This window comes from Flavivirga spongiicola, assembly GCF_030540825.1.
Taxonomy (GTDB): domain Bacteria; phylum Bacteroidota; class Bacteroidia; order Flavobacteriales; family Flavobacteriaceae; genus Flavivirga; species Flavivirga spongiicola.
In genome coordinates this window covers 3604857-3618082 of record NZ_JAUOEO010000001.1, presented here as the reverse complement: position 1 = coordinate 3618082, position 13226 = coordinate 3604857, and the positions used below count along the sequence as shown (strand labels likewise).

The 13226-nt window shown below is 30.6% G+C and carries 10 protein-coding genes; 1 reads left to right on the top strand and 9 read right to left on the bottom strand.

Annotation, left to right across the window (positions count from 1 at the left end; translation table 11 throughout):
• Positions 1-3 precede the first annotated feature (3 nt).
• From Q4Q47_RS14545 to Q4Q47_RS14530, 4 genes are all read right to left on the bottom strand, one after another.
• Positions 4-840 carry a sterol desaturase family protein gene (locus Q4Q47_RS14545; RefSeq protein ID WP_303308479.1) on the bottom strand — a complete coding sequence of 279 codons (837 nt, stop codon included), beginning with the start codon at positions 838-840 and terminating at the stop codon, positions 4-6.
• Positions 841-1073: 233 nt separating this feature from the next.
• Complete coding sequence (locus Q4Q47_RS14540) at positions 1074-1565, bottom strand: YkgJ family cysteine cluster protein (RefSeq protein WP_303307375.1); 492 nt, start codon at positions 1563-1565, stop codon at positions 1074-1076.
• A 27-nt stretch (positions 1566-1592) separates the two neighbouring features.
• A complete protein-coding gene (locus Q4Q47_RS14535) occupies positions 1593-3065 on the bottom strand; it encodes a DUF6770 family protein (protein ID WP_303307374.1) in 1473 nt (490 codons plus the stop codon).
• Positions 3066-3076: 11 nt separating this feature from the next.
• Positions 3077-4426, bottom strand: coding sequence for a M48 family metallopeptidase (locus tag Q4Q47_RS14530; protein WP_303307373.1), 1350 nt, complete (start codon positions 4424-4426; stop codon positions 3077-3079).
• A 53-nt stretch (positions 4427-4479) separates the two neighbouring features.
• Between Q4Q47_RS14530 and Q4Q47_RS14525 the strand changes: the two genes are divergently transcribed.
• Positions 4480-5175 (top strand): class I SAM-dependent methyltransferase, encoded by a 696-nt coding sequence (locus tag Q4Q47_RS14525; protein ID WP_303307372.1) that lies wholly within the window; start codon positions 4480-4482, stop codon positions 5173-5175.
• Here the strand turns inward: Q4Q47_RS14525 and Q4Q47_RS14520 are convergent.
• The 5 genes from Q4Q47_RS14520 to Q4Q47_RS14500 all read right to left on the bottom strand — a co-directional run bounded on the left by Q4Q47_RS14520 (position 5154) and on the right by Q4Q47_RS14500 (position 13135).
• A complete protein-coding gene (locus Q4Q47_RS14520; RefSeq protein ID WP_303307371.1) occupies positions 5154-5603 on the bottom strand; it encodes a hypothetical protein in 450 nt (149 codons plus the stop codon). The genes Q4Q47_RS14525 and Q4Q47_RS14520 overlap by 22 nt on opposite strands.
• Entirely contained in the window at positions 5587-7200 is a 1614-nt protein-coding gene (locus tag Q4Q47_RS14515; RefSeq protein ID WP_303307370.1) for an amidohydrolase, read from the bottom strand. The genes Q4Q47_RS14520 and Q4Q47_RS14515 overlap by 17 nt, the downstream gene beginning before the upstream one ends.
• A 103-nt stretch (positions 7201-7303) precedes the next feature.
• Positions 7304-8146, bottom strand: a complete 843-nt coding sequence (locus Q4Q47_RS14510; protein ID WP_303307369.1) for a hypothetical protein — start codon at positions 8144-8146, stop codon at positions 7304-7306.
• Between the two features lie 94 nt (positions 8147-8240).
• Positions 8241-9977 carry a TonB-dependent receptor gene (locus tag Q4Q47_RS14505; RefSeq protein ID WP_303307368.1) on the bottom strand — a complete coding sequence of 579 codons (1737 nt, stop codon included), beginning with the start codon at positions 9975-9977 and terminating at the stop codon, positions 8241-8243.
• A 134-nt stretch (positions 9978-10111) separates the two neighbouring features.
• A complete protein-coding gene (locus Q4Q47_RS14500; protein WP_303307367.1) occupies positions 10112-13135 on the bottom strand; it encodes a tetratricopeptide repeat protein in 3024 nt (1007 codons plus the stop codon).
• Positions 13136-13226 lie beyond the last annotated feature (91 nt).

Sequence of the window (13226 nt, the reverse complement as noted above, 5' to 3'; positions counted from 1 at the left end):
ATATTATTCTTTTATAGAAGATGTCGGTTTTCTATACTTTTGAAACGGTTGTTTTAATAAGTCTTTAACATTGCTATTCTCTTTTTCGTTTGGAAAAACATCAACACCATAAATAATTTTATCGGTATCCAATTTCATATACGTTCCAAAAAGTCTATCCCAGACTGAGAATATGTTTCCATAGTTAGAATCGGTGTATGGCAATTTATAATGATGGTGCACTTTATGCATATCTGGCGAGACAATAATATAACTCAACAAATTGTCTACCTTCTTAGGTAACTTAATATTCGCATGATTAAATTGAGTAGCTATAATAGACAACGATTGATATAACATAACTAAAGCAATTGGTGTACCGATAATAAATATTCCCATTAAAGTAAAAACGTAACGAATTAAACTTTCTAAAGGATGATGTCTATTAGCAGTGGTTGTATCTACATGATGGTCCGAATGGTGTACCAAATGTACCATCCATAGTGGTTTTACTTTATGTTCTATTAAATGTGGTAAATAGGCGCCTATAAAGTCTATCAAAAAGATTCCCAAAATTACATATAACCATATTGGCATTTCAGGAAGCCAATTAATAATTCCGAAATTATTAGCCATGACCCAATCTGATGATTTTAAAAATAAAAAGGCCAAAGGAAGGTTTACAAGTATGGTTGTTATTGTAAAGAATATATTCGGTATAGCATGTTTCCATTTTTTGTAGTTAGATCCAAATAAAGGCACCATACCTTCAATAATCCAAAAGAAGGTTAATCCTCCTACTATGATAATACCTCGATGCAATGGAGGAATGGTTTCAAAATAATTTAAAATAGTTTCCAATAGAATATTTTTACTAAATATACTTAATGAATTCATCTAAATTTTTATAATTGGCTAAAAAATGGTCTTTTTTCACCTGTTTTTTTGTCTTTTTTTATTCCATAGCGATACTTCGGCTTCGCTTAGCACAAGTGCTATACTACTCAAAAAAGTCTTCAACTGGTTACATAATGACTAATTTTTACTTCAATTCAAAAACATGTGCTCAGTTTGACTGGGTAGTATAAATGAGTTCATTTTATTCTTTTTTTCATGTTCTCAACAATGTTAAAAGCTGCAGGACACATAGCAACATTTTTTAATGTTAGATTAGATATTTGCTGAAACTTTTTTCTGTCGGTATGTGGAAATTCTCGGCAAGCTTTTGGTCTTACCTCATAAATGGAGCAATAATTATCTGTACCTAAAAATGTACAGGGTACACTTTGCAATACATAATCATTATCTTCATCGATACGCAAATACTGATTTATAAACTGCTGTGGTTTTTGTTTAAAGTACTTCGAAATGCGTTCAATATCTTTATCTGTAAATAGCGGTCCAGTCGTTTTACAGCAATTAGCACATTCTAAACAATCGGTACGCTCAAACTCGTCTTCATGCAATTCCTGCATGATATAATCCAAATTCTTTGGCGGTTTCTTTTTTAACTTAGCAAAGAATTTTTTGTTTTCGTTATGCTTATCTTTGGCGAGCTTTGGAAGATTTTTTAGGATATCTTGCATAAGTTTATACTCAAAAAAATAAGGTAGTTATTCTATATTTAATTTTTCTAAATGAAGCTTTACCTCCTTCTTTTTCTTATCATGATCTACTAATAGTACATAGCCTGCCTTTGCTGCTTTTACTTGTGTTTTTACTAAATCATTTTCTAAGTATATTTTATCCTCTGTCAATTTACCATCATTATAAATTATGGCTTTGAAAGCTATTTTATTCTTTTCGCCTTTTAACCGTTCATAGTCAAGAAACAAAGAATAAAAACGATCTTTTTTCTTATCCGTTTGTGTAAATTCATAATCAAATCCACCCTCCCTACTCAACAACATAGCCAACAAATGTCTATTAGCAGCAACTACAGATGACTTGATCCTAGATTTTCCTTTATCAAATTTTATTACATCAACTAAATTAAATTCTTTATCAAAATCTAAGACATAAGCATCTGTAATTGTTAATTGAGCACCAAGTCCAACTCGTAAAGTTTTTCTATATTGCTCTGCTAAAGCATAAATGTGACCATTTTCAGTTGTCATGAAATCATGGAAAAACAAATAATTTCTTCCACTTTCATCATTTAACTCATTAAATGTCTGTTCAAAATTATCCTGCCAACTTACTCGTTTATTAAAAGTTTTGTTTCCTTCAAAATTATACTTATTTATAAACAACCCTTTGCTGTCATCTTTAAAAACCCTTTCTTTTTCTGCCCAGTATTCACCAATAATTATGACTTCTTCATTCGATATAAAAACATTATTCCAAGCTTCAGGTATCTCTGCTTCCTGCGGATATTCTTTTTTAAAGAAGGCTTCTCCTGTTTCTGGGTCCAAAATTTTAATAAAAGCACTATACTCTCCAGATAGCAATCTCTTTTTTTTAACTTCCTGAAGGATAATCCCTTTCTCATCTACATTAAGAATTTGGAGAATTTCATGTTGTTCTTTACCAGAAGTGTAATCCCAACTCTCTCCTCCGTTTGTAGAGATATATTTAAGCTTATATCCATGTTTTTTATTCTTATACAGCATAAAAAGTAAAAAACCTTTATTTGCTATTGGGTAAAATGAGAAAGTTGGAACTGTACTCTTTGACCTATATACATAATTTTTGATTCCTTCTTCATATTCAGAAACTTTATTCAAATTACCATCTTTATCCAAGCTATAAAAAATAAACTTGAAGTCTTTACTATTATACATTACAAACATTAACTGTTGCTTATTATACTTAACTTGCATCAGGTACGAGTTCCTATCTTCAACAAACGATTTATTTATAACCTCATTTAAATTTTGATCTAAAATTTTAATTGCAAATTCTCTTTCCCTTTTATTCACTTTATCAACTTCATAGAAAAAATAATATCCATTTGCAGAATTATCGGTATCTATCATGACTCCAGAATTCACAAGTGACGCCCCCTCGGTAGTCTTTAAAATCTTTGACTGAGAATAACTGAAAAAGGTTAGAAAAAAAATGAAAAATACTATTGGTTGTTTCATGTATTATAAATTTAATCTTTATTAAAAATTTCGTGTACCGATACTAAATCTTTATTATCGTTTATTATTTTAATGTGATAACTGGTATAGTTTTTAATTAATTTCTTGAGTTCATACATATCAATATTATGAATGAATCGTCTAATCATATTCAAATAAATTTCATCCGACAAATTATTTTCATTCGGAACGTATTTCCCTATACTGTGATTTTTTTTTAATATATATAGTTTCTTCAATATTAACGCCATTTTCCCAACAAAAAAAGATTTATCGTTATCTTTTTTCTCTAAATTCACTGCCACCTTATAAATAGCCAAATCCAGGTTCCCTTGATCAAATGCAGACATCACTGATAATTTTTCAGACACCCTTTTAACTTCTTTATTACCATCTTCAATTTCTATTTTATCATTGTTTAGTAGATCAAATTCACTTGTAATCAATTTATTAATTCTGATGTTAATGTCTGGGTGTGATTTTAAAGAATCTATATCCCAAGCATTATCATCAATAAGAATATTTGAGTTGAACATAGACTCTTCTTTTATCAAGAGGTTTTTATTAAAACGATAATCATTTAAATTAAATATTGCTTCCCAATCAATCTCATACCTGAAAACAAGCTTTTCTATATTTCCAAGTTTTTTAAGTGCACTTATAGCAGCGTTCTTATCATATTTTGTTTTTGAGAAATAATCAAACCCTTTTATATCAGCTTCTATTTCAGATTCTCTGGAATGCTCGGAAAAATCAAAATTCAAATCTTTTAACAACTCCATTCTCGCAGAATTCTGACCATACCTTTTTCTTTTAATTTTACTTATTTTATACTTTAACTCTTTTGAATTAGTTTTAGATATATAATTGTCTATTTTCTTCTTAATATGTAATAAACTATGATGAGCCAGTTCATGACAAATTACGAATGCAATCTCGTCTTCTGAATCAAGTAAAGTGAATAGGCCTAGATTAATTACAAACACCCCATTTCCGTAGGCAGATGCATTAGGATATAATGATCTATCAATAAAAAAACAAAAATCATCATTTTTTAATTCTAAGTTAGCAAGACAAATCTCACGGTAAATGTTTTCAATTTTAGTAGACAAATCATCATTAAATATAAATGTGCTGTCACTTAATTGGCTTTTTAAACTTTTTAATTGTTTTTGATAAAATCCTTTTCTTTGCTTTTTGTAAGCTCCATTTATCTTACTTAATTGCTTTTTTGTTATTGTTTCCAAATAAGTTTCAATATCAAATTCGGCATCACTTTTATAAGAATACTTTAGCTCCTGAGTCCATATACTTTGGCTAATAAGTAATTTAAAAAGTAGTAAAAAAAAAGTTTGTTTCATATGCCTAAAATAAACAAACTATCTAAATACATTTACAAAATCAAATTTTAATTATGAAAGACCTTTTCGGACAAGCTTTATTAGAGTATCAAAACGGAAACCATACAGAAGATATTATTACTTCTACAAGTATTTCGGGAGAAGATACATTACCTCTTCCCTATTTATTTCGTGATTTTAAAGACATGCCTAGCTTAGAAAAAAAAGCTTTAAAACTAGCTGAAGGTTCTGTTTTAGATGTTGGTTGTGGTACGGGCAGTCACAGTTTATATTTACAAGAAAAAGGGTTAAAAGTAAAAGCGATTGACATTTCTAAAGGTGCTATTGATGTCGCAAAACAACGTGGTGTTATGAATGCTGAAGAAAAGAACATTTTAGATGAAACTGAATCTTTCGATACTATCTTACTTTTAATGAATGGTACTGGAATTTTTCAAGAGTTATCTCAAGTTTCAAAATACTTATCTCATTTAAAAAGTCTTTTAAAGGATGATGGACAAATTTTAATTGACTCTTCGGATATTAAATATATGTACGAAGATGAAGATGGTGGTCTTTGGGTAGACACCAACTCTAGTTATTATGGCGAACTTGATTATTTTTTAAGCTATAAGAGTGAAAAAGAAGTTCCGATGAAATGGCTCTATTTAGATTTTGAAACCTTAAAACTGGCTTGTGAAACTGTAGGTCTTAAATGCGAACGGGTTTGTGAAGGTGAACACTTTGATTATTTGGCTCGTTTGGTGTAATCTTGGTCTTTAACAAACACGCGCTTGGATTCTCCTTGACCAAAAACAAAGTTTTCTTTATCTAATACTAAAATTTTCTCTGAGGTCTTTCCAAAAGGATATATTAACTCGATAAAAAAGGCTTCGTTCTCTAGTTTTATATTAACAATAGTATAATTTTTGCTTTGAGGTCCTTGAGCTTTTGGAGGTAGGTTTAATTCTTTCAATACTTCTAAAAAATCTTTAGCCCCCGTATCAAAAGAAAATCTATATATGCCATTTTTTGCTTCTCCTTTCAATTTCCAATCTCCTTTAATTATTTTTTTAACATCCACAACATCTTTGCAATATTTAAGACTTTGCGAAAAACTAAATGACGATACTCCTAATATTATAATAAATACTATGTATTTAAAAACTAAACATGATAAACTATTGTAATTCTCCATCAATAAACGTGCTCAATACTTTAATATTTGGTATTTCAGATACATCAACTTTCATAATATCTTTATCTAGAATTATAAAATCGGCAAATTTCCCCGCTTCAATACTTCCTTTTTCTGCTTCTTCAAAATTAGAATAAGCTGCCCAAATGGTCATCCCTTTTAAAGTTTCTTCTCGACTTAAAGCATTTTCCATTTGATAACCTCTTTCTGGGTGGCCCTTTAAGTCTTTTCTTGCTACCGCAGCGTAAAATGTATAAAATGGACTTACATATTCCACTGGAAAATCGGTTCCTAAAGCGACTTTTCCATAGGTTTTCAATAAATCTTTATACGCATATCCTCCTTTAATACGTTCTGCTCCAACTCTATCTTCTGCCCAATACATATCACTTGTTGCATGTGTTGGTTGAATTGATGGGATGATATCATTAAACAAATTAAAATCTTCTGGTGAAATTATTTGTGCATGTTCTACACGCCACCGTCTATCGGGTTTATCTTGCAATACTTTTTTATAGGTATGCAAAACCACATGATTAGCAGAATCTCCAATAGCATGGGTATTCATTTGATATTCAGAATTTGAAATTCGTGTTGCTGTTTCTTCAAGGTCTTCAATACTATTAACCAACAACCCCAAATGCCCAGGTTTATCAGTATAGGGTTTGCGTAGCATTGCACCTCGCGAACCTAAAGCACCATCAGCATAAAATTTAAAAGATCTTATATTAAGTTTATCAGTTTTTATAATACCTTTATCTAAATAATAATCTAAATTCTTTTTGGTAGCAGACACCATCGCATAAACTCTTATATTTAAGTCGCCTGAATTCTGCAAACTATCAATAATCTCAATACTATCTATTTCCAAACCAGCATCGTCAACTGTTGTTAATCCTTGAGAAACACATAATTTTTGTGCTTCTAACAAAGCGCTTTCTATTTCTCTTCTTGATGGCTCTGGCCAGTGCTTAAGCACTAATCTTTGGGCTTTATCTATTAAAACTCCTGTTAGTTTTCCTTCTTCAATCACCACTTCACCTCCGTCAATTTCACTATCAATAGTAATATTTCCTAAATCTAAAGCTGCTTGATTAACCAATAAAGCATGTCCATCAACTCGAGTTAATGCAACAGGCGTATCTGGAAATAAACTATCTAGTAAAGTATTATTTGGAAATTCCTTAAGTTTCCAATCGTTTTGATCCCAGCCTCTACCAAAAATAAAATCCTGCTGATACTTATTTTGAAAACCTAAAACACGGTTTACCACCTCATCAAAACTCGTTGTTCCTACTAAATTGGCATTTAATTGATTTAAACCTAAACCTAAAAAATGACAATGCGCATCAATGAATCCAGGAACTATAGTCTGTCCTTTGGCATCAATGATATTATTTGTTGAGAATTTATTTTTCAGTACTTCTGAATTTCCTACTTCTATAAATTTGCCATCTTTAACAGCAAATGCTTCAGCTTTCTCAAAATTATCATTTACAGTATAAACATTGGCATTTATTACAATAGAATCTACAGGTTCTTTTGTTTTACAACATACTAGTCCCATTAATAGGATAAATGCAAAAAACTTTTTCATAATTTATCTGATTTAAATTTTATAAAATCGTCCTGAATACAAATATAGGGTAACATGAAACCTTAAAACAAATCCAAGTAACCTGCAAAAAACACCTTAAAAGCTATTTAACTTTTTCTTTAATATATTTTCTTAAAAGCTTTCTATAATATTTTCTGAGTTCATTTTTAACATCTTTCTCCTTGATGTTTTTAGAAATATTCATTGAGTTAAGAAAGACCTTTGTTCTACCCTCCTTAAAGGATATCATGGAAAACTTTACATCCCGTATAGTATCAGTATCTATTATTATTTGATCTATTTGATAAAAACCTAATTCTTTAACATAACTATCTCTATGAAAATCGTTCCCAAAAGTTGTATCGACAACAGCTTCAATTTTATAATCTCTCATCTTTTCCAGCACTTCTTCCTGATTCATTTTTACCTTAATAGTGTTTTTATAAAATTTGATATCTCCTTCAGAATGCGTAAAGCGATGCCAATACGGTGGCGAGGTTGCCATAAATATAATTATAGACGGGAATAATATAATTACTGGATGAATATTTATTTTATCTATGCGTAATTTATCTATAATAAAAATTTGCTTCAAAAAATAGTATGATAGTGGCAATATAGATAAAGCTACTAAATCGGAATAGTCTACAACTCTTGTAATTTCTATAAATGCTATTGAATTATAAACATCAATAAATCCTTGTGAAAATGGAGACTTCCAAAACACAAAAAACAAACCTGTTAAGATAACATGCCACTTCATTGTTTTTGGAAAGAAAAAAGTTAAGAAGAAAGGCAAAATCAACAATCCTATAAAATCAGAAAGCTTTCCTGTTATCCAATTTGAAAATTCCCATTTAAAATAATGATCATTTAGAAACAGTAAAATTATTCCAAAAACGACAATATAATTTAGTAGATAGTATTTTCTTTCAAACTTCTTCATTTAAAACAAAATGGATTCCCGCGCAGACGAAAATGACAAAGGATTCTGAAACAAGTTCAAGATATCATCATGAGATTCCTGCCTTCGCAGGAATTTAGAAATCAAACTTATAAGTAGCTCCAGCTAAAAACTGAATACTTTGTACTGGAAAACTTTGCCAACGTTGATACGCCTGATTATTAATATTATTAGCTTTTGCAAATACCGATAATTGGTCGTTAACATGATATCCCAAATGTGCATTCGCATCAAAATAACTATCTAAAACAATAGTTGTAGATAGAGGATCTGGAAGTAAAGAACCTTCCAAGACAAGTTCATCTTTTCGCTCACCAATATAAAATAAATTAGCACCAGCAAACCAATGTTCATTTATTTGATAATCTAAAAACAGAGACCCTTTAATATCTGGTAAATTCCAAGCCTCTACCTCATCTTCTGTTGAATAACTAAAATATTCTGCTTTTAATCCTAATTTAAAGTTTCTATTTACATCCACATTTATTTCTCCTGCAACTCCAAAAGTATCAACATCATCATACACAATTCCAAACGAGTTCCCATAATCATAGTTATTCTGAGGCGTTAGGTTTCTTATAACATTCGTTTTATAGAGTGCTTTATTTCTATCGGCCAAATAATGTCCGCTAATATTATAACTCATATTACTAGACAGCTTTCCTTTTAAACCTATATAAGCATTATATAATTGGTCTGTTGGCATTATAAATAAGGTTGGAGATACAAAGGGATTTTCGGTAGCAAAATCATAATATGAATTCTGAATTAAATCGCCTTCAATACCCCCATAGGCAATCAATACATCATTAACCAATCTGTACGTTGCTGTAACATTAGGGTAAACATAAAATTTACTTTCTCCAGATTCTTTATCATTTAAATAAAAAGCTGAAAATCCAAGATTTACAGTTAAATCGTCCTGTTTCATTTCATAAGTCGGCGAAATGCCAACTTGAAAATTCCCATAGTTGAACTCTGTGTTTGTCGTATAACTTCTATCAAATGTTCCTCCTAAATAATCAAACTTAATATCCGTAGAAATCTCTATATCATTAATTGGCACATCAATCTTTGCTTTAGCCGTAAACCTGTTTTCTCCTGAACCTTGATTATCTCCAAAACGTCTAAAAAAGAAACTTCCTGAATTAATATAGGTATCTTCAAAAGTAATATCACCTCCAAAATGAGCACTAAAAAAAGAATGTTCTACATCGATACCATTGGCACTTGCCACTGCAATTTGAGACTGAGGTACGCCATACCAATTATAAGTTTGGTGCTTAAAACCACCTTCAACATTCCATGCTAAATATCTTAATCGACTGGAATAATTCACATTGATTTTAGAGTTAGAAAAATTATCGTTGAAAGACAAATCTTCAATACCGCCTTGAGATGAGTGGTGGCTTATATAACCACCTACACTTTCATTTCTATTAATAGCATGATTTAAATATACTTCTCCTAAAATTGTCGTATAAGTACCCACCCCTAAAGTTGCATAATTATCAAATAATCTTATTGGTTTTCTTTTTTCTACAATCGCTGCTTTTCCTTTTGCCGGGGTGAATGTTGATGCCACCGGAAATGAAAAAATATTGTATTTAATGTTCTTTTTAGTTTCGGTAGTTTCATCTTCTAAAGACGGAATTTCTTTTACCTTAAATGCATCGGATATTGTTGGTGTATATGGTTTTACAACATCGATAACTCCTGTATTAATCGTATCATTTATTTTATCTTGTGAAAATGAAATTGTGGTACTTAATGAGATTACCACAATTAATATATTTTTTATGTGCTTTCGCATACTTATTAGATTTACGATTGTTGATTTATGATTGACGATTTTTTTATTAATTTTTATAGTCGCGTATTCATTAATATTTATATGAGTTTCAATAGAAACAAAACTGAATACTGCCACTGATTACTGCAAATTTTTCAATTCTCTTCCGGTTGAATGGATGAATTGGTTTTTGCTTCTTCTATTTTTATTTTTCTTAGCTCATCTTTTGCTTCGGAAACCACATCATTAAATTCGGCAAAGTTTTCAATAACACTTTCTAGAATATATGTAGCTTGAAACGCATCATCTAAAGCATAAAAATTCTTAGCCATAAGCACTAAGCCCTTTGCACTATAATATTTATAACCTGAAAAGTCTTTAGCCAGTTTTTGAACTGATTTATTAGATGATTTATGCTTGCCTTCTTTATTTTTAAAATAAGCGTTATAATACAAGGCCTCTGCTGCTGTTTCTCCTGTAGCTACTTTTTCTACTTTAGCATAAGCAATTTTAGCTTTATCTTCATCACCTGTTTTTATGGCTGAACGCGCTATAATAATATGAGCATCACTTTTTATTTTATTATCAATTTTTGAGTTTTTCAATACTTTTTCTGCATAGGAAACAGCTTCATCATAATTTTCTAATTGATAATGTGCTTTCATTAAATTAGACTGTGCAAATATGACGTTTTGTGGAAAATCAGCTTCTTCTTCAAGTCTTAATAATAACGGCATGGCTTTATTCCAATTTTTGGCTTCTAAAAAGTGCTGAGACAAACGAGATAGTGCTTCTTCTGTATACTCATTCCGCGATACTTCTACAATATATTTATAATGAGGCGCTGCATTGGCTGTTAAATCCTTTTTGTAATATAACTGGGCCACATAAAAATGTGCTTGTAAGGCATGTAAACCATTAGGAAACTCATTTAAATATCCATTAAATTGTTTAATCGCCTTATCTGTATTACTATCTAAGTATTGTTTTTCGGCTGCTTCGTATGTTGCATTATCTAAATCTGTATCTGTAACCTCAACATAATCCAAAGTTCGAACCCAAGCCGCATAATCATCAACACGCCCTAAATCTATATAAATTAATTTGGCAGTCGCTACAGATTGAACCGCTTCTGGTGTACCTGGGTAATCACCTGCTACTTTTTTAAATTTAGCTAAAGCACGTTCGTTTTCACTCCCATTGTAATAAACCAACCCTTGACGAAGCAAAGACCTTGGTACAAACGAACTCATTCTATATTCTGAATTTAAACGGTTGTAAATCGCCATTGCTTTATCCGTTTCATTAGCTTTAACATACGAATTACCAAGTTCGTACATAGCATCATCTCGCAATTTTGACTTGGGATATTCTGAAATAAACTGCTCCAGTTCTTTAATTTTTTTTGAAGTTTGTCCACTATAACCAGTACTAATTGCTTTTTGAAAAAATGGATAATCAGAATCTATTTCATTTATCTTAATGGCATTGTTATAGGCATTAATGGCACTTTTATATTGACTAGAAACGAAATGCCCATCTCCTAATCTTAAGTAAGCATCATTCAATCTTACTTTGTCTTCTTTTTTATTAGAAATGAATTGACCGAAATAGGTCGTCGACTGGTCATAGTTTTTCAGTTTAAAATAAGTATAAGCTAAATTATAATCTATATTTTCAATTTCTGGTGTTGATGAAGATGATGATTCTTGTTGAAATTGTTTAAAGCCAACCAAAGCATCATCATAATTAGTTAAATTATAATCGGCTTCTGCTTTCCAAAATGTTGCGCGAGCAGTATATTTAGGATCTCTTGGTTCCTTTAGGGACTGATCAAAAAGCGATTCTGCTTCTAAATAATTATTCTCATTATAAAGTTCTAAACCTCTATAAAATGCTACTTTTTGGTATGCCACTTTATTTTCGAAACTCTTTTTTCCTTCTAATAATTTAAGTGCTTCTTTATAGTTTTTTGATGTAATATAAGAATCGATTAAGAGTGTCTCAATTTCTTCCCTATAGCTTGTATCTGGGTATTTATCTAAATAACCTGCTAAAACCTGAGGAGCTGATTGATACGGGTTTCCGATCTCGTAACTAATCTTAGCATAATTTAACCACGCATCTTCTTGAATTTTTAAATCAAAATTCATTTGAGAAGCATACCTAAAAGCGTTTAATGCTTCTTGTTTTTTATCCAGGTTAATATAACTTTCTCCTAAATGATAATAGGCATTCTGGGCAATAGAATTATTCCCGCCAACTATTTTATTAAACTCAGAAATGGCGTTTTCATAATCTTTTTGCTTGTAGTATGCATATCCTAACTGGTAAAAATCTGTATTGTTCCATTTACCTCTTTTTCCTTTATACGCGGTTAAATAAGGAATGGCTTTCGCATACTTTTCTAAATTAAAATAACTCTCCCCTATTATTTTTGATAATTCTGACACTTCACTCTCATCACTATTGTCTAATCTATCTTTAGCAAGCGTTATCGCTTTTTCAAAATTACCTAGTTTAAAATTTAAGTCTGCCTGATAATATGATAGCTTTTCTTTGTAACGTTCTTGATCGCTTACTTGATCAAAATACTCGTTAGCTTGATCATAATCATCTCCCTCATAAGCCATAAAACCAATATAGTATTTGGCTTGCGATCCAAATTCCTGAGAATCTTCTACACGCGTTAAATATTTTTTTGCTTCTTTATATTGTTTGGTTGAAAATGCTGAATAGCCATTATTGAAATTGTATTTTTCCTTCTCTTTTCTCCCTAAAGCATCTTCATCAACTTTATCATACCACTTTCTCGCGTGGGCATATTTAGAATTCTCGAAGTAATAATCTGCTACATCAACAAAAGCTGTATTTCGCTTTGTACTCGTTGGATAATCTTTCACAAAATCTTCTACCAACTGATCAGCATTTTGTTGATTTAAACGGACTGCAGAATTAGCAATATAGTATTCACAATCGGACTGCAGAATTTCTTCCTTAGCTGTTTTCTTTACATTAGCAAATAAAGATTGAGCAGCAAGGTACTGCTGGTTGTTGTAAAGAGATAATGCTTTTTGATAATCAACTAAATTGCTAGTATATGCGGCCGATTGTTGTGCTATAATGTGTAAACTAAAACTAATAGCCACCAAGAGGGAAACAATGTTCTTTTTAGTCATTAACGATTCGTTTTTTAATTTATGATCAAAGATAAATAAAGGATTTTGTTTTTTAATTTAAAGATGAAAAAACAAAATCTTTTATTTTAGA